The organism is Caballeronia sp. A2-2, assembly GCF_057612605.2.
The window spans coordinates 1,516,257-1,538,031 of record NZ_CM172587.1 but is presented as its reverse complement, the minus strand read 5'-3'; the positions used below and the strand labels follow the sequence as shown (position 1 = coordinate 1,538,031).

Below are 21,775 nucleotides of genomic sequence, written 5' to 3'. Positions count from 1 at the left end.
TAATTGATTACTTTGACGATAGGTAAGCACATACAAGCGTGGAAGCTTTGAAATTGCGTTCTGGCCCGCCACTCGAGGCACAAAAACTTTCATGCATCTTCTGCCAAAACTTAGGACGTGGGCTGCAAGGCTGTTTGGTCAGCAATGGTCATCTCGTCAGCCAGTTATCTGCAGACGCAGATGTGGCCCGAAAAGCTGGCTTGGCAAAGAAATAGCCTTGCATGAGGGTAACGCCGTTGGCTGCAAAAAAGTCGCGCTCGCCAAGCGTTTCGATGCCCTCAGCGATTACGCGAATGCCGAGGTCGCGGCACATTGAGAGCACGCCTCGAACGATGCTCTGCCGTACCGGATCTGAGTCGACCCCGCGCACTAACTCCATGTCGAGTTTGATTAGGTCGGGTTGGAACTCAGCAAGCAGCGTGAGCCCGGCGTATCCTGCACCAAAATCATCGATGGCTGTCTGGAACCCGAAGCGACGATAAGCGCGAAAAATCTCGACCAAGTGCGAGCGGCTGATGATATTTTCGCTTTCGATGGTCTCGAAGATAATTCGATCAGTTGCGAAATTGCATCTCTCAGCCGCTTCAAATGTGCTTCGGATACATGCCTCCGGCCGGTAAACAGCGTTCGGCATGAAATTTATCGAGAGATACCCACTAATATCAAGCGCTGCCGCCTGTTCGATAGCGATCGTCCTGCAGCGTTGATCAAAATGGTAGCGATTGGTCTCATCGATCTGTCCAAGCACCGACTGGGCTGGCTCGCCATTCGGGCCACGTACCAAAGCCTCATGCGCGTAGGCAACGCCGGTGCTCGTATCGACGATCGGTTGAAATGCAAACGCCATTTCGATGACTTCGTGCGGGAGCACTTGGCAACCCGTGCACTTGTGTGGCTTTCCCTCGGTCGCGATCTGAATGCTCGCGGTTTTTTCGGTCATGATAAGTCCCCAAAATATGCACACCGTGCATACCTTAATTCTTATCATATCGGCCACAACTGATAAAACTGTACCCTGGATGCAAGCATTAGCCGCTATTTCCAACCCATGCCTTTCTGAGCGAATTGTTCGCGGACAGGGTTTGGTTAAATCTTTCGCTACTGCTGAGTCGATGCTGCGCTTTGTATTGTTCGACTGAACGGTCTCATCCGCCGATCTGTCGATCCGCCCGCAAAATGTTATTGAAGGTATCAAACTTGCTCGGTGCTCAAACCTGCATCTGCAGGGATCTCAGGAGCTAGAAGCCATGAACGAAGATCAAGTGAAGGGAGTGGCCGAGAAGGTCAAAGGGAAGGTCAATGAAGGAGTCGGAAAGATGACCAATGACCCAGTGCAGGAGGCGAAGGGCGACGCGCAGCAAGTCGCTGGCGAGGCGCGCAAGCAAGTTGGCGATGCAGAGGAAAGCCTGAAGGACACCGCGAAGAGCAACGACGATCTAGCAAAACCTTGAGCAAAGCAATCAAAGTGCAACACTGACGCCCGCGCTATGCGGGCGTTGATGTTTGGTGGCTCAAAGCAATCGTAAACCAGGAAAAGAAACTGTTCCCTTGCCTGTATCTCGGAGACGGCATGAGAGATAACGATATTAACTGGACGAAATCCCAAATGTTTCGGGCACTTCGCGTCTATCAAGTAGGACTAGCGGACATCGAACGGCATACCGAGAAGCTCGCGAAAGAGCTGGGAAAAAACGGGCTCACGCCGGAGTTGCGCATGTTTCTCGACCAAGTGGCCGGAACAATTATAGGTACAACGGTGGAGGCGGCAAAAATGCTTGACGAGCCGCCGTCTCGCCTCTAAGGTCCAGGGTCATCGCCGCGCCAGCAAGCGAAAGCGTGAGGGAGAAAATGTTCGACGAGACGATTCCGTTCACAAAAGTTCAGATGCTCGACGCGATACAAGCGCTCCAGGCCGGCTTGGCGGATATTGGTCGGCGAGCCGATGCTTTGCTAGCGGCAGCCAAGCATCAGGGCGTCGATCTCGAGTCTCATGTGTTCGTCGTCGAGACGATACGCGCAGTTGCTGAGGCGAATCACACCGCGAAAAAGTGCCTCGGCGTGGGTTGAGTTCGTTAGGTGGCGCCCTTACGGAAACAGCGTCGCGTGACGCTATTCAACACTACGCCGTCTTTTCTCCCTCACATGCACGATTCGCAGTTCTGCAACCGGGTCGCTGAGCTGGAAGATTTGCTTGTCCAGACCGAAGCCCTTCCAAAAGGGTGAGATTATCCAATCGGTCAGTCGCGCACTACCAAGGCGTCGTCCAATTCTGCGTTCTCCAACGCGAACTCGACAATGTCTCGGTTTGTTTCAATAAGACGACGACCCCAGATGTACGCTGCGCGCTCTGCCATTGCCTGAGATGGAAACAATGCCGGCACGGCATATTGCGCAGTTGTCTCGCGACGCGTCACCGAAGGCAAATTCCTGAACACGCGCACGACGCTCCTCCAGCCGTCCTGATACTCCTCAGACAAGCACTCAACGATGTAACCGCCGATCCTGTACATGGCGACCTCCATTTTTGATTTCTTCATACAAGCAAATCACGGGCCTAATTAACAGAACAATTACAAGGCCGACATCCACCTCCTCACAAGGCAGAACCGCTAGCGTCTCCCACGGGAGTCGCCTACAGCCGCCCGCTTGTCTCTTCGCGCGCCCCGCGTCAGCGACGTGACACTGACTTTTTCACCAAATAGTAGGAAACACGTGCCAAACTTGATTTGGTAGGTTTACCAGTTAAAATGGATTTATGGTTGATCGCAGAGGTGAAATCATCGATGCCGGTTTGGCGGTGATCCGCGAACTCGGTTTTGCTGGTCTGACGCAGCCGCGTGTAGCGGCCCGGGCAGGGCTTCGGGCTAGTCATTTGACCTACTACTATCCGACGCGAGCCGACCTACTTTCGGCCATCGGTCGAAGTGCGGTTGATCGCCAGCTATTCGCTGTGAGGGCTATGTTTGGCGGCCTTAAGTCGCTTGACCAAGCGGCAGGGGCGATCGCTGAATTGGTTACTCGGCACGACAACACGCGAGTGTTAATGGCACTTGCCCAAGCAGGAGATCAGGCGCCTGAAATCCGTATTATGTTTTGCGAACTTGCGGACGGTATCGCAACGGAGATTGATGCTTTTCTCACTCGCGTGACAGACCGCCCGCCAGCCGCACACGCCGCGCGGATGCTGCATGCGGCATCGGTTGGCTTAGCTGTTGTCACACTTGCGACTGGACGCGCTGATGGTCAAGAAGGCGTAGCAAGAATGATACGCGACCTGCTCACCGCACTATCGTAATCGTCTGCACCTCGCGGGCGTTTTCTTCGATCAATTACTTAGGATGACTGACATATGAATACTCCTGTGCTGATTGTCGGCGCTGGCCCTGTCGGAATGACACTCGCATCCGAACTTGCCCGCTATGGCATTCCGGTCCGTATCATCGATAAAGCGCCGCATCGAACCGACAAGTCGAAAGCCATGGTTATCTGGAGCAGGACGCTAGAGCTGCTTGATCGGGGGGCTGGCGGCGCCGCACCGTTCGTTGACGCCGGGTTTAAAATTGAGGGCTTCACCTTCATGGCGAACGATCGAGTTGTTGGTCGAGTCGACATGGATTCGATTCCAAGCTTGCATAACTACGCGCTGGCGCTACCCCAGTCCGAGACTGAGCGGCTCTTAGAGGAGCGGCTGATCAGTCAAGGAGTTGAGATCGAGCGGCAAGTCGAAGCAACGATGATCACGCCCGACGAGTCCGGCGCGCACGTAGACCTAGTCCATCCTGACGGCCGCAAAGAAGCTGTGCGTGCCAATTGGTTGATCGGTTGCGATGGTGCGCACAGTACTGTGCGCCATGCTCTGAGCGTACCGTTTGCTGGCGAGACGTTGCTAAGCGACTGGTTTCTCGCTGATGTGCATATGAGCGGGTATCCTCGCCCCGATACGGATGCTTCCATATACTGGCACGAGGAAGGCGTCTTACTTATTTTTCCGATTCAGGCGGGGCGTTACAGAATTATCGGCGATCTGCCGGCGACTCAAGATGCAATACCGCCGACGCCAACACTTGATCAAGTGCAGAAGCTTGTTGATAAGCGCGGACCCGCAGGAACTGAGTTGAAAGATCCTATCTGGTTGTCTGGCTTCCGGATAAACGGTCGCAAGGTCTCAAGCTATCAGCAAGATCACACCTTTCTTGCCGGAGACGCTGCGCACATTCACAGCCCTGCTGGCGGACAGGGAATGAATACTGGCATGCAGGACGCTATAAACCTCGGCTGGAAACTCGCTCTCGTCATCCGCGGCGATGCACACGAGTCCTTACTTGACAGCTACACTCCCGAACGGAGCGCGGTCGGCGACTCAGTACTTAAAGCAGCTGAACGGTTGACCACTGTTGCGACCATTCGCAACCCGGTAGCACAGCGACTTCGTAATCTCGCCGGGCACTTTGTCTTGGGACTCACTCATTTCACTCGCGGCGTTGCCGAAACGATGTCGGAAGTCGATATCCATTACCCCGATAGCCCGCTCAATGGTCCGCATCATGGCGGCTTGGTGCCTGGTCAGCGAGTGGCTCCGGTTGAAGGCTATCCTCCAGCGGGCTCAGGCCAAAGGCCCTTGTTCGCGGTGTTTGGGGCGCTTAGCAGCGACGTTGAGCAGATGGTGAAGCGGTACCCCAACCTACTCGAAGTGAATATAAGGCCACCCTTGCAGGACAACCTGATTTCGCTTGTGCGCCCCGACGGATACCTCGCGTGCTCCGCAAGCGAAACCGAAGATATTTCAGCCTATCTCGGGCGGTTGAGTGTTCCGGCTAAGTTTTCGTCGTGAAGGCCTTCAGCTTCGCATGGTGTCGGTCCATTCACGAATCTCAATGATGTGGCCGCCGGGAAGCCCCCTAGCCGGCGCTTCCCTTCGCTAGGCCTACGGAGCAGGTTGATAGGCCTGAATTCGTGGTCATCCAACCATGCGGTGCTTCCATTCAGCGTTTCGATTAGGCAATACCAGTGTGCCCGTTGAGCACAATACGCACCTTCCTTGCAAGTTCAGCTCTACCGTAAGGTTTGTGGAGCACATCGAATTCCACGCCTCGCGCGTCAGTGCTTTCTAGAGATGCATCTGCGTAGCCCGTGGTGAGAAGAATCTTGATAGCTGGCTTTTGCTTGCGCGCCTCGCGAGCCAGCACGACCCCATTCATATTGCCAGGCATGATCAGATCCGTGAACACCATATCAATCTCCGGGTGTTCGTCGAGTATCTGCAGCGCCTCTTTACCGTTAAACGCAACGTAGGTAGCGTATCCGATCTGTTCAAGCATTGCTTGGGCAACTTCTGCCACCTCGGGACGATCATCGACAATTAAAATTGTCTCGCTCCCCCCTTGTTCTACCAATTTGATTGGTGGGGAATGTCCTAACTCATCGTCAGCGACAGCAGGAAAGTAGAACCGAAGCGTTGTACCGACGCCGACTTCCGAATAGATGTTCACCGCACCGCCCGACTGCTTTGCGAACCCATATACCATTGATAGACCTAAGCCTGTTCCTTTGCCCTCCTCCTTTGTCGTGAAGAACGGATCCATCACTCTATCAATGATTTCGGGAGGGATTCCAGGGCCGTTATCAGAAACAGCGATCGAAACATAATGACCCGCCGGCAGGTCTGCAAATCCAATTACCTGCCGGCTTTCGAGCTCTACATTCGATGTATGCACGACGACGCTCGCATTCGACTGTCCGCCGAGTGCATCGCGCGCATTCAGAAGCACATTTAGCAACGCGACTTCGAGTTGGGTGCTATCGACCCGACAATTACGCAGTTCGCTGCCAAGTTCCGTGCGCAGCGATACATGGCCACCTAACGTGCGATTTGCCAGTTCGACCAAACCTCTAACAAGAGCATTCAGGTTCACGACACGGCCAGTCAAGCGTTGCTTACGCGCGAAGGCCAACAACTGCTGCGTAAGCACTCCGGATTTGGAGACTGCACCCCGGACTTTCTCTATCCCAGCATGCAACGTGAGAGGAGAGGCGCCTCTGTCGACACCCATATCTAGGACATCGAGATATCCCGCCATAACCTGCAGCAGATTGTTGAAATCGTGCGCAATGCCTCCAGTTAGTTGACCCAACGCCTCCATTTTTTGCGACTGGTGAAGAGCATCTTCGGCGTCCCGACGTCGACTAACGTCGAGCTGCGAAGCGAAGAAATAAACGACTTCGCCAGATTCGTTCAGAACAGGGGAAATGAACAGGGCGTTCCAAAACGTCGAGCCATCCTTCCGGTAGTTTAGGATTTCCGTTGATATGTCGCGCCGCTCTGCGATCGCTTCGCGCACCGATTGAATCGTCTCGCGATCAGTGTCTTTGCCTTGCAAGAACCTGCAGTTGTGACCCACGATTTCGTCAAGGCCATAGCCGGTCATTGTAACGAAAGCTTCATTAGCGAAGATGATCGGGTTATCCGGTTTTCGTGGATCGGTAACGATCATCGGCATCCGTGTCTTCGATACGGCTGCAAAGAAAATATCGTTGTGGTGATCATCGATCGATTGGCTCGTATTTGTGACGCTAGGATCTTTAATGGGCTTATTCAAAGTTTTTTCTCTAGCTGTTAGCAATGGAAACGACATAACGATCAGGCATTTTTCTGCCATTTGATCAGTGCAAGCGTTTCCACTTCACCAACTCAAGGATCTTCAGGTCTAGCTCACTAATCACGACCGGCTTTACAAAATGCGCATCAAAGCCGGCTTGCAACGCTCTTGTTTTGTCCAGGTCGCTACCATAACCCGTTACGGCGATAAACACGGTGCGCGACATTGCAGGGAATGAGGCGATCTTCTCGATCAGCTGATAGCCATCGGTGTCAGGAAGACCGATGTCGCTAATCAAAACATCAGGCTGCCGGGCAAGCATCAACGCCAAAGCATCCTCAGCCCGGTAAGCTATCCTAACCACATGTCCAGACATTTGATAATAAAGTCCCAACGCCTCTGCTGTATCCACGTTGTCGTCAACTATCACGATATCAAGTTCTGAAAACGCGTTGGCGGCTTCGGGAACGGTATGTTCGAGCGGTTTATCTGCGTGCCTGAGCGTAAGTATGAAATCGCTGCCGTGGCCTCGCCCATGACTTTCAGCCTTCAAAGTTCCTCCGTGCCATTCGGCGATCCGGCGGGCCAAGGCAAGTCCTAATCCAAGTCCGCCTTTCGCGCGATCCAGCGGCTGCTTTCCCTGCCCGAAAACTTCAAAAATTTCATCCATTTCGTCAGGATCAATGCCAATGCCCGTGTCACAGACATGAATCTCTACACCTTCGGTCCCAGCGCGTACAGTCAGTTCGATCCTGCCGCCCTCTGGCGTATATTTCGCTGCGTTTGTTAAAAGATTCGATATGAGCAGCGGACATTGCGTTTGATCGGCATGCACCCATGGGTCATCGATGACTGTGCAAGTGAACAGATGCTGAGCATCGATGATAAATCCGTGACTCAATTCGACGGCCCGGTCGACCAATGCCTTCGCAGACACAGGTTCGAGCTCAAGTTCCACCGCGCCGAATGACACAAGCGAGGCGGAAAGCATGTGGTCAACAATCTCACTCATATACCGCACGTTCCGACCGATAATTGACTTCGCCCACTTTCGCTGCTCGACGTTGATATGGTCCTGTTGCAGCACTTGTACGGCTGTCGTGATCGGTGCCAGGGGCGCTCGAAGCTCATGAGAAAGCATGGCAAGAAACTGATCGCGATTAATTCGCGCAAGTTCCAAACGCTCTTCGAGTGTACGGATTTCCCGCTGAGCCCGAACACCTTCTAGATGTTTAACAACTTGCTGAGCAAACTGACGAAGCGTCCGAATCTCTCCGCTTTGAAATTGGCGAGGCTGTGTGTCTGTTACGCAAAAGGTGCCAAGCGGATGCCCACCTGGTATGCGGAGAACAACACCTGCGTAAAAGCGCACGCCCCGTGCGTCGTTCACGATTGGATGCGCCGAATAGGCTGGATCGCTTAACGCATCTGGGACGATCAAAAGTTCTCCGGCGGTAAGCGCCATCGAGCAAAGGCAATCCTCGTTCGGCCTATTCTCGCGCACAGCTCCCCAAGCAGCCTTACACCAAGTGGTTGCGTCGTCGACGAAGTTGATGAAGGCACTAGGCATTTTTAATGCCGCAGCAGCCAACTGCACAAGGGAATCGAAGTGTTCTTCGGCCGGCTCGCCGAGAATACCCAGCGATCGTAGTTGCGATAGCCGACTTGGATCAGAAATGGCGGATGCGGTCGACATGGTACGAAGAGCTTAAGAAAGAGGCCGTAGGTGTGTCCGACGGAGCAACTGCCGTTCCCTTTGTAACGTCCTCGCTTGTAAAACGAGGTTCTTCTAGATTACAGATCACTGTCAAATTTTTGTCATAGGAGAACGTCTAGAGGGACGATTGGTCCACTAGGCGCATCGATCCGCGAATTTCCAAGCGGAACTCCTGATCTCCCCAACTCCGCCGCAAACCTTCCTCCGCAAACCAATGCGCGGAAAGGATGGGAGAAGCTTTGATCGGATCAAACGCACTGCAGACGGTAGCTCGCTAAATGTCATATGGGGGAGGCATGGATGATAATTGCTGCATTACATCTAAATGAGGGTGGTCGGTGAGCTGGCTATGGACGTGGGACGGAATCTCGTTTGGCTATCGCTTCGCGCATGATCAGTTGCGCACGCACGATGGCCGTCATGTTGGTTACTTCGTTAAGAATGAGATCTATGGCGCCGATGGCTTTTACCTCGGCGAACTGATATCCGATGAACGGCTCATCACACGGCAACGCAAGCTAGGACGCTTCAGTTTTCCTTTTCAGCCTCGTGCGGTTCGTGCTGAGCGGACACGACGCCCGGCGCGCGCGGCCCGACTGATGCGTGAGGGTTGCCAGGACTTCCCTGCTCCAGAGTACCTTTGAAGCGTCGGACACTTGTGATGAGACCTTTCCCTAATCATAAGTCCACAATCATCTACAAGAGGGCAGCTTGACTTATCCTTACTACATTCAAGTTGCTATCCACTCTTCGAGTGATGACGATCCGTTCGCCGGACCAGGCAGCAGATACAGCAAAGAGCTCAAACAATTTCTGCGCGTTTCCGAGTCGTTAGGCGCGACGGCCATCCGCCCGCAACTGACCATGGACAGTGCGGAACTTCAAACGGTCCTAGAATTCGCCGCGCCCCTGACGCACGACGCCCTAAACATGCTTGCAGCGGCGGTGATCGCATGGGTCCACGGTCGCCCCGGCCGCCGAACAGAAGTAAGTGGTTTCGGCGTCAAGATCAGAACGAATTCAGCCGAGGACGCAAAGCACCTCATTGACCAACTGGCAACGCTCCAAAAAAACATCGAGACCGGAGGTGAACTTGGTTAAGGTGGTGCTCGTATTGTTGCGGTAGCAGTTATCGACGCTCGCGGTAAATGTAGGCGGGCCAGCGTTCGCCCGATCTATGGAGTTTTTGCGTCGCGATTCGCAATCCGCACGTGTTGCACGTCTATGCGCCGACCGCAGGAAATGCTCCGAGCTAACGAGTCGGTGTAAGCTCAATCACCGCTATCTAAGCGATACACGAATAGGAGATAAAGATGGAGCGTGTAGCCACGCTACGTCTAACGCTGATACGTTCAACCTACGACGAGGCTGCGTTCAGCCCGAATTACCAGCGTGAGCTCAGACAGTTCTATCACTTAGCACGCGCTGATCACACTAGGATCAGCGCCATCGCGTTCAGCGTGCCGGGCTTTTCAGCCGATAGCGGCTACACCGGCGAGTTTGTGGTGCCCCTTAGTCAGGAAATCGGCCCTGTGCTTGCGCGTGCTGCGCTGGCCTGGAGAAACAGTCAGGCCGGCCGCATCCTTAGGCTGACCCTTGGATCTCTGGACTTCGATTTGCGCACCTTGAGCGATTTCGAAACGCTTCTCAAACGGGCACAGACACTGCTCGCAAGCTGGGATCCAAGCATCAGATCTGAGAGACCAACGACGTGATTTCCGGAAAACCGCTCCGTGCCCGATAAATCCATTTCCGACCTCCGTGAAGAGGTTGTTGCTGCTCTCGAGGCCCTTGAAGCTCTCGTCATTACCGTCGACTTCGATTGCGAGGACCCAGACAGCCTAGAGGCTGCTATTCATAAAGTCGAAGCCGAGATCGATGCCGCTGTAGCACCACTTCGTGGCCACCCTCTAATCGAGTCGGCCGTCGCTGCCCTGAAGGCCGAATGCCGAGACGGCCTCATGCGCAGGCCGAGCGCGCCGCCCCAATCATTCCGGGCATCATGACAAAGCCGTCACTGCATTGACCGTCCCGATGAATTTCATGCTGATTCCAGCGACCTCTCTGCCTGCTGACTGAGCTGTTAAAGGATCGATGTGTCTATCGATCTGTGGCTAAGTCGGCTTGATTAAGTGTATGTGGTTCGCTCAACGGGAACTCAGCTGGTTCGCCGATTGGATTTTGCCGCCTAATCGAGGGCGCGCTGGATGTTGAAAGCGGGCACGTGGACGACACGCAAAATCAAATACGTTGTGACGTTCCTTGTCGGCGCTGCTCGGGGTATTGGGATACCCTAATTCTGCCCCTGAGTGCGGAACGAAAAGGCAATCACAGTGCTACAGATTTGCTACGGCGGATCCGCAGAAGCTTGACCGCAGGGGGTATTACCGATCATTCCACCCCGTGAACTACGGGGAGCGGACCGGGCTCGCCGGTAAGCGGCGCGAGGCCCCGCCGACGAGAGCGCAGAGTATAGCAAACGCGGCGCGCGGCGCTTGATACCGCGCGAAAAGGGTTTTCCCGTACTCTTTGTCGACTAAGCTGCCGCCTTGCGCGAACGCTGTTGCTGCGCATGCGCCGCGAGCCGCACGGCCGCATTCGCCGCGCCATAACCGTCATAGCCGCCACGCCGTTCGATCACTTCGAGAAAGAATCGATGATCGAGTTGTTCCGTATAAGCATGGAAGAACTCGCCGCCGCGCTCGTCGCGATCATAAAGAATGTTGTGCTCGTGCATGATGTCGATCTGCTCGTCCGGCAAGCCGAAGCGCGCGACCAGATCGTCATAGTAATTGCGCGGGATGCGCAGGAACTTGACGCCATCCGTTTCGAGGCGGGGAATGGCATCGAAGATATCGGCGGTGCTGAAGGCCACGTGATTCAGCCCGGAGCCGCGATACGTCGAAAGCGATTCCGCCACCGCCGTATAGCGATCCATCGACGCGTTCAGCGCGATCCGCACCGAGCCATCGCGGCTGCGCACGGCACGGCTGCGCACGAGGCCGTACGGGTCCGGCACCAGCACGGCGGCTTCCGTTTCGAAGCCGAACGCGCTACGGAAAAACAGCACCCACGTATCGAGCGCATCGGCAGGCAAGGACAGGCAGACGTGATCGATCCGCTCGAGCGGACCCACTTCCACCGGACCGTTCACATCGATCAGATTGAAGTCGGATTCCCACAAGGTGGGCGCGTCCGGCGCTTCGTCGATGAAGTAATCGAGGCTGCCATCCGGCGACTGCACGCCCGGTACCACACGCTCGTTCGGACCGATCTGCCCGGAGAACGGCGCGGAGCCGTAAGCGGCGGCGCGCTCGAAGGCCTGCTTCGCGTCATCGACATGAAAGGCCGATGCGCACAGCGACAAGCCATGCTTCGTGAAGAACGTGCTGGCGAAGGAATCTGCCTCGGCGTTCAGCACGATCGATCCCGCGCCATGTCGGTACAACAGCACATCCTTCGAGCGATGCCGCCCCGCCAGCCGGAAGCCCAGCCGCCCGAGCCATTGCCCGACCTGTTCGCGCGCGCTCGCATCGACGGCGAATTCGAGGAACTGAAAGCCGATGTGCTGCGGCGGCGCGGGCGGATCGAAGCAATCGGCGGGCGCGCGCTCGCCCATCAGCGCGCGTGTTTGCTCTTGCAGATACAGCAGCGAGCGTTGACCGTCCGCTGCGGTGATCGCGGTGGGCGCGGCGCGAAAGCCATCGTTGAAAATCTCTAAAGACAGCGGCCCGTTGTAGCCCGTTTCGAGCACGCGGGCGGTAAAGCCCGCGACATCGAACGCGCCCTGGCCCGGAAAGCAGCGATAGTGACGGCTCCATTCGAGCACATCCATGGCGAGCACGGGCGCATCGGCGATCTGCACGAACGTGATGCGTTCGCCCGGAATCGCGGCGATCTCGTCCACGCTGTCGCGAATCGACAGCGTATGAAAGCTGTCGAGCACGATACCCAGATTCGGGTGATTCACCGCATCGACAAGTTTCCACGCGTGCTTGTACGAGTTGACGTGACGCCCCCACGCGAGCGCCTCGTAACCGACGATCACGCCCGCCTCTTGCGCGAGCTTCGCCAGCAGGCCGAGTTGATCGACGATCAGCGCATCGTCGTGAATCGTGTCGGGCGACACGTTGCTGCACGCGAGCATGCGGTCCGTGCCCAACTCATGCATGAGTTCGAACTTGCGCCGCGCGCGCTCGGCGTTCTTCGCGAGACGCTCGGCGCTTACGCCCTCGAAATCGCGGAACGGCTGGAACAGATAGATGGCCAGACCCAGGTCTTCGCACATGCGCCGCACATCGGCGGGCGAGCCGTCGAAATACAGCAGGTCGTTCTCGAAGATTTCCACGCCATTGAAGCCCGCAGCCTGGATGGCCCGCAGCTTCTCGGGCAATGTGCCGCTGATGGACACGGTCGCGATGGATGTCGGAATTGAACGCAGCATCGCTGCCCTCCCTTGCATTCGGTTCGACGCGATGGATCGCCGGTAGCTGTTCAGTCTACGCGCTGCACGCGATCCATGTCATTGTGCGGCATAATAACAAACTAACCAGTTGGTACAAAATACGGATAAACACCGAAGGACAGCAAAGTTGTGCGCGGTCACACTGCGTTCACTTTTCGTTATCGCGGCGCAGCATCGAAAGTCATGGATCGCGCCGCTTTCAGCCGGAGACTCGTGCATGACCAGCAAAACGTCGTATCTCATCGGCCTGATCGGTTCGGGCATCGCCGGATCGCTCACGCCTGCCATGCATGAGGAGGAAGGACGCATCCTCGGGCTGAATTATGTGTATCGGCGGATCGATTTGCAGGCTTTGGATTTGGCGCCGTCCGCGCTGCCCGAATTGCTCGTTGCGGCTGAACGCATGGGTTATGACGGGCTGAACATCACGTATCCGTGCAAGCAAAGCGTGATCCCGTTGCTCGATGAACTCGACCCCGACGCACGCGCGTTAGGCGCCGTCAACACGGTCTTGTTCAAGGATGGACGGCGCATCGGCTACAACACGGACTGGTCGGGTTTCAAGCGCGCATTCGAACGCGCCTTGCCCAATGTGCCGATGCAGCGCGTCGTGCAACTCGGCGCGGGTGGCGCGGGCGCTGCCGTCGCACACGCCGCGCTCACGATGGGCGCACGCGCGCTCACGTTGTTCGACTCGGACGCGGCGCGCGCGGCATCGCTCGCGGCGGAACTGGCCGCGCGTTTCCCGGATCGCACGGTCACGAGCGGCGGCGATCTGCGCGAGACGCTGGCATCGGCAAGCGGGTTGATCCACGCGACGCCGACAGGCATGGCGAAGCTGCCTGGCCTGCCTTTACCGGCGGACTATCTGCATCGCGAATTGTGGGTCGCGGAAATCGTGTACTTTCCGCTCGAAACGGAGTTGCTGAAGGCCGCGAAGGCGATTGGATGCCGCACGGTAAGCGGCGGCGGCATGGCGGTGTGTCAGGCGGTGGATGCGCTGCGTATCTTCACGGGACATGAGCCGGACGCCGAGCGCATGTTCGCGCATTTCCAGCGTTTGCTCGAAGCGTGATTGGAAAAACGGCGGCCTCGCAAAGCGGCCGCCGATGCATCATCCCTCGCGGCGCATGAAGCGCAACACGGAGTCGATGATCATCTCCCGATGACGCGCCCGCGAGCGCGTGCCGGACGGATCGCGCCCGAACGCCGCGCCCCACGTATGCCGGTTCGCGATGCGATGAAAGCACATCGAGCTGATCATCAGATGCAGGTCGATCGGATCGACATCCGCGCGAAACGCGCCTGCCTCGACCCCGCGCGCGATCAGATCCTCGATGGTCTTCACCACCGTCGAATTGCGCGTCTTGAAGGTCTTCGATTGTTCGATGTACTTCGCGCCGTGAATGTTCTCGATGGTCACGAGCCGCACGAAATCCCGATGCTTGTCGTGATAGTCGAACGTGAAACCGACGAACTCGCGCAACGCCTCCACAGGCGGCATTTCCGTGAGTTGAAGCTCTTGTTCGAGCGCGCGGATATCGCCATAAACTTGCTCCAGCACGGCTTCATACAAGCCTTCCTTGCTGCCGAAGTAGTAGTACAGCATGCGCTTGGTGGTGTTGGTGCGCTCCGCGATGGCATCGACGCGCGCACCCGTCAGGCCCATGGCCGAAAACTCCTGGGTGGCGATATCCAGGATATTGCGGCGGGTCTCCTCTGGATCGTATTTGCGCCGCCCTTCGACCGGAGCCGAGGCGTTTGAAGCGGGCGCAGCGCCGGCAGCCTTGCTCACCTCACCGGCGGCCTTGGGTGCTTTTTTCATTGTGTGCGTCTGAGAACGGCATTGGAAATCGATTCTAGCATGGGGGTATCGGGTCGCTTCGTGTTGCCGAACAATCGTTTGCTAATCGATTGCCGATGATCGCAAAGTTCAGATTAAAGCACTAGCGACGGCCAAGTCCCCTTGATTACTCTGTGTTCTCTATAAACGACGGAGAAGGGGACACGCTGCATGTTTTATCTTGGTCCGGACTACGGCGCTTATGGCGAACGCAGGGAATACGCGCATCTCTTCTGGCTAAGCACGCTTCGCCCGATTTATCTCAGCGTGGAGCATCCATGCATGTTTTTTCCGGCCAGCTACTACGCGTTTGCGACAAATCGCAGCAGCGCAGAAATAACGCACGACGAGATGGCCGACATTTCCTCCGCCATGCAGGCCGCAAGACAGGCATTCTTTCGGAATTTCGACACAACGCTGATGACGTGCTCACACGAAGACTGGCGCTCGGTACTTCGACGCTCGGACGAATCGTTTCCGGAATGGGTGTGGATGGATTTAAGTCCGACTGCTCAAGCCGTACACGAAGAAGTGAAAAGCGGGCGGCTAATCTTCGTGCCAACGCACGAGGATTTGCGCGCTTGCGTGAAGATCATTCAGGAAGACCGGCAGAAGCAGCGCTCACCGCAAAACCTTCACACGCGCTTGCCTGAATCGACACCGCTTGGTAACGCGCAGCCGATCGAGTATGTTCCGGACAGTCCCCGACAGGCCGTTGACTTTATGGCCGGTGGTGAAGGCACGCCGGGCAACAATCAAGCACAAAACAAACAGTTCAAGGCCGTGGTCAAGGCATTGGGCCTAAACAAAAATCAAGCGCAGGAACTCCACTTGGAGATCAGCAAACAAAGGCTCGGGTATCACGAGATCATGGAGCGAGCTCAAGACATTTTTGGAGGTAGCGGTGACTGATACCAAGCGCGCAATCACACAACGCCTTTCCGCATTGATTGGACTCGATGTAAGCGCAGTCAACCATGCGGTCGACATGCTGACCATCCAATTCGGCCCACAAACACCGTTCACAACGGGCCGAGGCACTGTCCTTGAAGGCGGCGCATGGGCCTTGCACGTTCAATGCAACTGGCAACTTCTGCGCGGAAATACGATCGTGGCAACGCAAGCCTTGCTTGCCGATGACGACGCGCATCGCGGAGCGGAGTGGCTCGAAACGCTTTTGGTCACAGATGGCCCGATGATCGTAAAAAGCCTCACGGCCACCGAATCCGGAGGATTTCAACTCTCGATGTCGAATGACTTCTTCCTCGACGTCATCCCGGGAAACGAGCCGGACGACGAAGACTGGCGCTTCTTCAGTCCGCACAGCGATGCGAAGCACTTCATCATCACAGGAGGAAAAGTGGACCCGTGGTGCTTGTCATAGACCTTCACCCTATAATTCCCAGCACCCACGCCACGCATAAAACGGGAGACACATGCCGCGCTCAAACGCCATCGCCGTCGTTTTGATGATGCTCGTCACGTTTGCCGCCCTGCCCGCCGCCGCGCAGGATCAGGCGGCGCCTGCGTCCGAACCCGCGATGCCGCCGGGGCATCCGACCAAGCCGCAATTGCTTGCGGCCGAGGGCGTGATGATGAGCGCGAACATCGCGCGGGGCGCTTCGGACATCTGCCAGATCGATGCCGCGAAAGTCGCCCGCTTCGAGGATGCCGCCCGCGCCAACTTCCCCGACGCCCCCGACTTCGATGCCGAATGGAAGCTCGGGCTGGCGCAGGCGCAACCCACCGTCGATCGCTTCGCCAAGCTCAAGACGAGCAATCCCACGGAATATAAAAAGGAAATCGGCGAGGCCTGCCCGGCGCTCAATCGCGGCATCGACGAGGTAACCGCCAAGGGGAAATAAGCGTCAGGCGGGTTTGCTCTCGTAATGCGCGCGCTTTTCCACGTACATGGCGGCGTCGGCGCGTTGCAGCATGGGTTCGAGACGTTCGCCGTCGTGCGCGGTGGCCGCGCCCATCGCAAAAGACAAAGGCATGCCGGAATAGAACTGGTTGTTCACTTCGAGCAACTGACGAATGCTGTCCATCACCGCTTCGCCGCCGCGCTCGTCGGTGCCGGGCAACAGCACCATGAACTCGTCACCGCCGATGCGCGCGGCGTGATTCGGCTTCTCCAGCGCCTTGCTCAGCACTTCGCCCGCGCGACGCAAAACCGAATCGCCTGCAGCGTGGCCGAGTTGATCGTTGATCGCCTTCAGGCCGTTCACGTCGACCGCGATCGCCGTCACCGGATACGGACCCTTGCGTTCGAGCCGGTTGATTTCATCGATATAAAACGAGCGGTTCTTGAGGCGCGTGAGCACATCGTGCTTGCCTAGAAACTCCAGATACGCCTCGGCCTTCTTGCGCGCGGTGATGTCCGTCAGCGCGACGAGCACCAGATCCCAGCGCGCCTCATGCCCCGGAAACACCGAGAATTGCAGATGCACATGCACTTCGCTGCCATCGAGCGAATAGTTCAGCACTTCGCGCTGGTGAAAGAGCTTGCCTTCCCATAGCTCGATCAACTGCTCCTGAAAATGCTGCTGCATGTCGTCGCGGAACACTTCGGGCAAGCGCGTGAGCAGCGTGGCCTTGTCCGGCGCGGCGAACATGCGCAGCGTGTGCTGATTCACATCGAGCACGTGAATTTCCTGCATGCAGCGCTCGACGAATTCCGGGTGCACGCTCGTGAACGTACGGAAATCGACGATGCCGCGTTCGCGCACATCATCGAGCAGCATCTTCACGGAGCTGAAATCTTCCACCCACAGCGACACGGGCGAATGCTCGAACAAACCGCGCGCATAGAGTTCGCTCGCGGCTTCGCGACGGCGCACGCTTTCGAGTTCCGTGATGTCCTCGATGGTGACGAGCACGCGGCTCCACGTGTCTTCGTGACCGGGCAAGATCACGGCCTTGAGCAGCACGTCGAGCCGCCGGCCATCGAGCGTGTAATTCACGGTCTGGCTGACGAACTCGCCCTTGCCCGACCACAGTTGTTCGAGTTCGTCGACGTGCGTGGTGAGCATGTCGTCGCGGAACACGCGTTCGAGGTTCTGCACGAGATGATCGACGTCCTTCGCGCGAAACAGCGAGAGCGTGCGCTTATTGACCTTGACCACGCGAATGCGCGACGAACATTCGACGATGCGCGCGGCATCGCCCGAAAGAAACGCGCGCAGATCGGTGATGCCCGCGGCGCGCCATCGCTCGAACTGCTCGCGCACGGCGCTGAAATCTTCCAGCCACAGCGAGACGGGCGCGAGTTCGAACATGTCGGTATCGTCCTCAGGCTCAGGCGCCGGAATGAATTGTCCGGCTGCACGGCGTGGGTCGTTGGGCATGGCGTTTTCTTCGCTTTGATTCATCTCAATATTGTAACGTGCGATTTTTTCGATGCCGTCGGATAGCCGGACCGGCACGCACCACGCGTATTCAGGGGCGGATGCTAAACTCAAAAGACAGCGGCATGCCGGGCATGGATGCTGCACCCTCGATGAATAACGGCACCAAGCGGGCGCAACTTGAACGGCCGGCCGCGCGTGCCATTCATCCAAAAGCAAGGAGGCATGACTCACATGGCTGATTTCCGCATCTGGTCCGATGAATTTCCCGCAAACGGCTTCATGACGCGCGATCATGAATTCGACTTACAGGCGTTCGGCGTGTCAGGCGAAAACATTTCCCCGGCGCTGCAATGGGAAGACCCGCCCGCCGATACCGCGAGCTTCGCGCTGACCGTCTACGATCCCGACGCGCCCACTGGCAGCGGCTTCTGGCATTGGGTCGTGGTGAACATTCCCGCCGATGTCCGCGCCCTGCCCCGCAACGCAGGCAAAGCGGACGGTAGCCTTCTGCCGCGCGGCGCGCTGCAATTGCGCAACGATTACGGCACGGTAGGCTTCGGTGGGGCCGCGCCGCCGCGTGGCGACAAGCCGCATCGCTATATTTTCCGCATTCACGCGCTGAAGGGCGAAGGCTTGCCACTCGACCTGAATTCGACGAACGCGGTCGCGCGGTTCATGACGCATCTGAACGAAATCGATTCGGCGACTTACACCGGGCTTTACGAACTGAAGTAATGCCCTGCGCGGGCGTGGTCGATCGATCACCACGCCCGCGTTCACAAGCCTTTTGAAAACGGCGCGTCTTACAATGCGCCGCCCGCCACTCTTAGCCCTCCGATGGATCCCGATCAAGGTCTTCCCCTGCCCCAGCGTTACTGGGCAATCGCGGTCGTGGCGCTGGGCGTCACGCTCGCGGTGCTCGATGGCGCCATCGCCAACGTCGCGCTGCCGACCATCGCGCGCAATCTGAACGCCACGCCCGCCGATTCGATCTGGGTCGTCAACGCGTATCAGCTTGCCATCACTATTTCGTTGCTGCCGCTTGCGTCGCTGGGCGATCGCATCGGTTATCGGCGCGTGTATGTGACGGGGCTGGCGCTTTTCACGCTGTCGTCGTTCGCGTGCGCGCTGTCGGGATCGTTGGCGCAACTGACGATCGCGCGCGTCATTCAGGGCTTCGGCGCGGCGGGCATCATGAGCGTGAATACGGCGCTCATCCGCATGATCTATCCGCACACGCAGCTCGGGCGCGGCGTGAGCATCAATGCGACGGTGGTGGCGATTTCCTCCGTGATCGGGCCGACTGTCGCGTCCGGCGTGCTCGCCGTCGCGCCGTGGCCGTGGCTGTTCGCGATCAACGTGCCGATCGGCATCGCGGCGTTCGCCATCGGGATGAAGGCGCTGCCGCGCACGCCCGGCCATCGGCAGCCTTATGACTACGTGAGCGCGGTGATGAACGCGTTGTTCTTCGGCATCGCGATTGTCGCGGTGGACGGGCTCGGGCATGGGGAGCATCGTCCGTTCGTGATCGGCGAGTTCGCGCTGGCGGCAGTCATCGGCTATTTCTTCGTGCGACGTCAGTTGAACCAGAGCGCGCCGCTTTTGCCGATCGATCTCATGCGTATTCCGGTGTTTGCGCTGTCGGTCTGCACGTCGGTGTGTTCGTTCTGCGCGCAAATGCTGGCGTATGTGTCGCTGCCGTTTCTGCTGCAAAACAGTCTGGGGATGAGTCAGGTCGAAACCGGGTTTTTGATGACGCCGTGGCCGCTCGTGATCGTGTTCGTCGCCCCGCTCTCGGGGATGCTCGCGGACCGCTACTCGGCAGGCTTACTGGGCGGCATCGGGCTTGCCGTGCTGATGGTCGGGCTGGTCCTGCTCGCAACGCTCGGCGTGCATCCCACGGCGTTCGATATCGCGTGGCGCATGGCCGTGTGCGGATTCGGCTTCGGGCTGTTCCAGTCGCCGAACAACAAGCAGATGTTGTCCGCCGCGCCGCGTCATCGTAGCGGCGGCGCAAGCGGCATGCTCGGCACCGCGCGTCTGACGGGACAAACGCTGGGCGCGGCGCTCGTCGCGCTGATTTTTGGTGTTGCGCCGCAGCGTGGACCGGAAGTCGCGCTCGGCGTGGCCGCCGCGTTCGCCGCTGTGGCGGCAGTGGTCAGCATGCTGCGCATCGCGCGCGGACGGAGCGTCGAAACCGCCTGACCTCGCTTTAGCTGGGCACACCCTTTGCTGCCGATTCGTTCGTGGATTCCGCCTTGCGCGGGACATCGAAACTAACGAAACGAGCAATCAAAGGAGTGTGTTCATGGCCATTTCACTCAATGGTTTCAAGGTCGCGATTCTTGCGGTCGATGGGTTCGAACAAGCCGAACTCGTCGAGCCGCAGCGCGCGCTGAAGGAAGCCGGCGCGCAGGTCGATGTGATTTCGCAGAAGCCCGGCCAGATTCAGGGTTTCAAACACGTGGACAAGGGCGATAAGGTCGACGTGACCCTCACGCTCGATGCCGTCAACGCCGCCGATTACGACGCACTCGTGCTCCCCGGCGGCGTAGTCAACGGCGATGCCATTCGCCTCGACGAACGCGCTCAAGCCTTCGTGAAGGAAACCGATCGCGCGAAGAAACCCATCGCGGTGATTTGCCACGGTGGCTGGCTGCCGATCTCGGCGGGCATCGTCGCAGGCCGCACGATGACAAGCTGGCCGAGCCTTCAGGACGACGTTCGCAACGCTGGCGGCACGTGGGTCGATCAGGAAGTGCAGATCGACGGCAATCTCATCACGAGCCGCAAGCCGGACGATTTGCCCGCGTTCAATCGCGCGCTGATCGAAACGCTCGCGAAGAAACAAGCGGCGTGATGAAGCGCGACGTTACGGGAGCCCGCCTCATGCCGAACAAGCGTTTTCAAGCACTTTGCGCGGCGCTCGCGCTTGTGGCGACCGCTGCATCGGCGCAGACCGAGTACGGCGCGCAATCGCCGAAGCTCTCCGCGACCGATCAGCAATTCATGCAGGACGCAGGCACCGCAGGCGCGACCGAAATCGCAGCCAGCAAGCTCGCGCTCGCGAATTCCAGCGATAAGCAAGTGAAGGACTTCGCGCAGCGAATGATCGCCGATCATACGAAGCTCGCGCGCAATCTCGATGTGATCGCACGCCGCCACGGCATCAACGCGCCGCCGAGCGCGGATTCGGCGGTCATCGGCAATTTGCAGAGCCTGCATGGCGCGGCGTTCGACAAGGCGTACATCGAACAAGTGGCGGTCGGCGGTCATCAGAAGGCCGTCGAGCTGTTCAGGAAGGAAAGCGAGAAAGGCAACGATACCGCCCTCAAGGCATCCGCTGCGAAGGCGCTGCCGGTCATCAGCCATCACTATGCAATGGCGCAGCAACTTGCCAAGACGAAGGCATCGTGATGAGCACCGCTTATGACTTCGCCGTTCAATCCGCGCGACCCGCCTATGAGGATTCGACCATGCACATCACTTTTGCGGAAGACAAGCCCGTGTTCGACGGCGATGATCTCGCGGTTCATTTCACCGCGCTCGTCGATAACGAACCGGTCGTGTGCTCGATCAGCGCCGAGGCATTGAAGGATCATTTCGATGCGGCATCGTCGCGTGAGGAAGATCTTCTCGATGCGTTCCAGCGCGGCGAGGCACGCATTCGCGCCGTCTGCGCCGAAGCGCTCGATGACAACGGCGGCGAGTCCGTCGTGTTGCGCTCCGGGCTGTTCCGCGTCGCGGGACTGGAACCGGAATAAGCGCTGCACGCGGCATCGAGAAACAACAACATGCAACCTG

Annotated in this window: 25 protein-coding genes; 18 read left to right on the top strand and 7 right to left on the bottom strand. The window is 57.8% G+C overall.

From position 1 onward, the window contains the following. Positions 1–148: 148 nt before the first annotated feature. A complete protein-coding gene (locus ACZCWR_RS07310) occupies positions 149–940 on the bottom strand; it encodes an EAL domain-containing protein (protein ID WP_487303033.1) in 792 nt (263 codons plus the stop codon). A 307-nt stretch (positions 941–1,247) separates the two neighbouring features. Between ACZCWR_RS07310 and ACZCWR_RS07305 the strand changes: the two genes are divergently transcribed. The 3 genes from ACZCWR_RS07305 to ACZCWR_RS07295 all read left to right on the top strand — a co-directional run bounded on the left by ACZCWR_RS07305 (position 1,248) and on the right by ACZCWR_RS07295 (position 2,067). Beyond that, a complete protein-coding gene (locus ACZCWR_RS07305) occupies positions 1,248–1,451 on the top strand; it encodes a CsbD family protein (RefSeq protein WP_487303032.1) in 204 nt (67 codons plus the stop codon). Between the two features lie 119 nt (positions 1,452–1,570). Beyond that, positions 1,571–1,801, top strand: a complete 231-nt coding sequence (locus tag ACZCWR_RS07300) for a hypothetical protein (RefSeq protein WP_487303031.1) — start codon at positions 1,571–1,573, stop codon at positions 1,799–1,801. Between the two features lie 47 nt (positions 1,802–1,848). Continuing rightward, the gene (locus ACZCWR_RS07295) at positions 1,849–2,067 is read left to right on the top strand and encodes a hypothetical protein (protein ID WP_487303030.1); all 219 of its coding nucleotides are present in this window, start codon (positions 1,849–1,851) and stop codon (positions 2,065–2,067) included. Between the two features lie 170 nt (positions 2,068–2,237). On the opposite strand, the gene ACZCWR_RS07290 is transcribed toward ACZCWR_RS07295, so the two are convergent. Beyond that, the gene (locus ACZCWR_RS07290; protein ID WP_487303029.1) at positions 2,238–2,537 is read right to left on the bottom strand and encodes a hypothetical protein; all 300 of its coding nucleotides are present in this window, start codon (positions 2,535–2,537) and stop codon (positions 2,238–2,240) included. Positions 2,538–2,755: 218 nt separating this feature from the next. Here ACZCWR_RS07290 and ACZCWR_RS07285 point away from each other — a divergent pair, with 218 nt between their 5' ends. Next, the gene (locus ACZCWR_RS07285) at positions 2,756–3,295 is read left to right on the top strand and encodes a TetR/AcrR family transcriptional regulator (RefSeq protein WP_487303028.1); all 540 of its coding nucleotides are present in this window, start codon (positions 2,756–2,758) and stop codon (positions 3,293–3,295) included. 54 nt (positions 3,296–3,349) lie between these two features. Next, the gene (locus ACZCWR_RS07280) at positions 3,350–4,831 is read left to right on the top strand and encodes an FAD-dependent monooxygenase (protein ID WP_487303027.1); all 1,482 of its coding nucleotides are present in this window, start codon (positions 3,350–3,352) and stop codon (positions 4,829–4,831) included. Positions 4,832–4,994: 163 nt separating this feature from the next. Here the strand turns inward: ACZCWR_RS07280 and ACZCWR_RS07275 are convergent, their stop codons facing one another. Both ACZCWR_RS07275 and ACZCWR_RS07270 read right to left on the bottom strand, forming a co-directional pair. Further along, positions 4,995–6,656, bottom strand: coding sequence for a histidine kinase famiy protein (locus tag ACZCWR_RS07275; RefSeq protein WP_487303026.1), 1,662 nt, complete (start codon positions 6,654–6,656; stop codon positions 4,995–4,997). A gap of 4 nt (positions 6,657–6,660) precedes the next feature. Further along, positions 6,661–8,292 carry a hybrid sensor histidine kinase/response regulator gene (locus ACZCWR_RS07270; protein ID WP_487303025.1) on the bottom strand — a complete coding sequence of 544 codons (1,632 nt, stop codon included), beginning with the start codon at positions 8,290–8,292 and terminating at the stop codon, positions 6,661–6,663. 359 nt (positions 8,293–8,651) lie between these two features. Here ACZCWR_RS07270 and ACZCWR_RS07265 point away from each other — a divergent pair, with 359 nt between their 5' ends. From ACZCWR_RS07265 to ACZCWR_RS07250, 4 genes are all read left to right on the top strand, one after another. Further along, the gene (locus ACZCWR_RS07265) at positions 8,652–8,957 is read left to right on the top strand and encodes a hypothetical protein (protein WP_459908762.1); all 306 of its coding nucleotides are present in this window, start codon (positions 8,652–8,654) and stop codon (positions 8,955–8,957) included. 67 nt (positions 8,958–9,024) lie between these two features. Further along, on the top strand, positions 9,025–9,414 hold the full coding sequence (locus ACZCWR_RS07260) for a hypothetical protein (protein ID WP_487303024.1): 390 nt from the start codon (positions 9,025–9,027) through the stop codon (positions 9,412–9,414). A 212-nt stretch (positions 9,415–9,626) separates the two neighbouring features. Further along, complete coding sequence (locus tag ACZCWR_RS07255; protein ID WP_487303023.1) at positions 9,627–10,028, top strand: hypothetical protein; 402 nt, start codon at positions 9,627–9,629, stop codon at positions 10,026–10,028. Between the two features lie 18 nt (positions 10,029–10,046). Then, a complete protein-coding gene (locus ACZCWR_RS07250) occupies positions 10,047–10,319 on the top strand; it encodes a hypothetical protein (protein ID WP_487303022.1) in 273 nt (90 codons plus the stop codon). Positions 10,320–10,849: 530 nt separating this feature from the next. Here the strand turns inward: ACZCWR_RS07250 and ACZCWR_RS07245 are convergent. Continuing rightward, complete coding sequence (locus ACZCWR_RS07245; RefSeq protein WP_487303275.1) at positions 10,850–12,745, bottom strand: bifunctional sugar phosphate isomerase/epimerase/4-hydroxyphenylpyruvate dioxygenase family protein; 1,896 nt, start codon at positions 12,743–12,745, stop codon at positions 10,850–10,852. Positions 12,746–12,995: 250 nt separating this feature from the next. Between ACZCWR_RS07245 and ACZCWR_RS07240 the strand changes: the two genes are divergently transcribed. Beyond that, on the top strand, positions 12,996–13,853 hold the full coding sequence (locus ACZCWR_RS07240; RefSeq protein ID WP_487303021.1) for a shikimate dehydrogenase: 858 nt from the start codon (positions 12,996–12,998) through the stop codon (positions 13,851–13,853). Between the two features lie 39 nt (positions 13,854–13,892). On the opposite strand, the gene ACZCWR_RS07235 is transcribed toward ACZCWR_RS07240, so the two are convergent. Continuing rightward, on the bottom strand, positions 13,893–14,603 hold the full coding sequence (locus ACZCWR_RS07235; protein WP_487303020.1) for a TetR/AcrR family transcriptional regulator: 711 nt from the start codon (positions 14,601–14,603) through the stop codon (positions 13,893–13,895). A 189-nt stretch (positions 14,604–14,792) separates the two neighbouring features. Here ACZCWR_RS07235 and ACZCWR_RS07230 point away from each other — a divergent pair, with 189 nt between their 5' ends. Genes ACZCWR_RS07230 through ACZCWR_RS07220 form a run of 3 tightly spaced genes read left to right on the top strand, consistent with a single transcriptional unit; the run spans position 14,793 to position 16,486 of the window. Then, positions 14,793–15,533: a hypothetical protein gene (locus ACZCWR_RS07230; RefSeq protein WP_487303019.1), complete on the top strand. Its 741-nt coding sequence runs from the start codon at positions 14,793–14,795 to the stop codon at positions 15,531–15,533. Further along, positions 15,526–16,005 (top strand): hypothetical protein, encoded by a 480-nt coding sequence (locus tag ACZCWR_RS07225; protein WP_487303018.1) that lies wholly within the window; start codon positions 15,526–15,528, stop codon positions 16,003–16,005. Before ACZCWR_RS07230 ends, ACZCWR_RS07225 begins: the two co-directional genes overlap by 8 nt. Before the next feature lie 52 nt (positions 16,006–16,057). Beyond that, on the top strand, positions 16,058–16,486 hold the full coding sequence (locus ACZCWR_RS07220; RefSeq protein ID WP_487303017.1) for a hypothetical protein: 429 nt from the start codon (positions 16,058–16,060) through the stop codon (positions 16,484–16,486). Positions 16,487–16,489: 3 nt separating this feature from the next. Here the strand turns inward: ACZCWR_RS07220 and ACZCWR_RS07215 are convergent, their stop codons facing one another. Further along, a complete protein-coding gene (locus ACZCWR_RS07215; RefSeq protein WP_487303016.1) occupies positions 16,490–17,968 on the bottom strand; it encodes a sensor domain-containing diguanylate cyclase in 1,479 nt (492 codons plus the stop codon). Positions 17,969–18,202: 234 nt separating this feature from the next. Between ACZCWR_RS07215 and ACZCWR_RS07210 the strand changes: the two genes are divergently transcribed. The 5 genes from ACZCWR_RS07210 to ACZCWR_RS07190 all read left to right on the top strand — a co-directional run bounded on the left by ACZCWR_RS07210 (position 18,203) and on the right by ACZCWR_RS07190 (position 21,735). Next, a complete protein-coding gene (locus ACZCWR_RS07210) occupies positions 18,203–18,706 on the top strand; it encodes a YbhB/YbcL family Raf kinase inhibitor-like protein (protein WP_487303015.1) in 504 nt (167 codons plus the stop codon). Between the two features lie 102 nt (positions 18,707–18,808). Continuing rightward, on the top strand, positions 18,809–20,176 hold the full coding sequence (locus tag ACZCWR_RS07205; RefSeq protein WP_487303014.1) for an MFS transporter: 1,368 nt from the start codon (positions 18,809–18,811) through the stop codon (positions 20,174–20,176). Between the two features lie 103 nt (positions 20,177–20,279). Continuing rightward, complete coding sequence (locus ACZCWR_RS07200) at positions 20,280–20,831, top strand: type 1 glutamine amidotransferase domain-containing protein (RefSeq protein WP_487303013.1); 552 nt, start codon at positions 20,280–20,282, stop codon at positions 20,829–20,831. Between the two features lie 29 nt (positions 20,832–20,860). Continuing rightward, complete coding sequence (locus ACZCWR_RS07195; RefSeq protein WP_487303012.1) at positions 20,861–21,388, top strand: DUF4142 domain-containing protein; 528 nt, start codon at positions 20,861–20,863, stop codon at positions 21,386–21,388. Continuing rightward, complete coding sequence (locus ACZCWR_RS07190) at positions 21,388–21,735, top strand: DUF1488 family protein (protein WP_487303011.1); 348 nt, start codon at positions 21,388–21,390, stop codon at positions 21,733–21,735. The genes ACZCWR_RS07195 and ACZCWR_RS07190 overlap by 1 nt, the downstream gene beginning before the upstream one ends. Positions 21,736–21,775 lie beyond the last annotated feature (40 nt).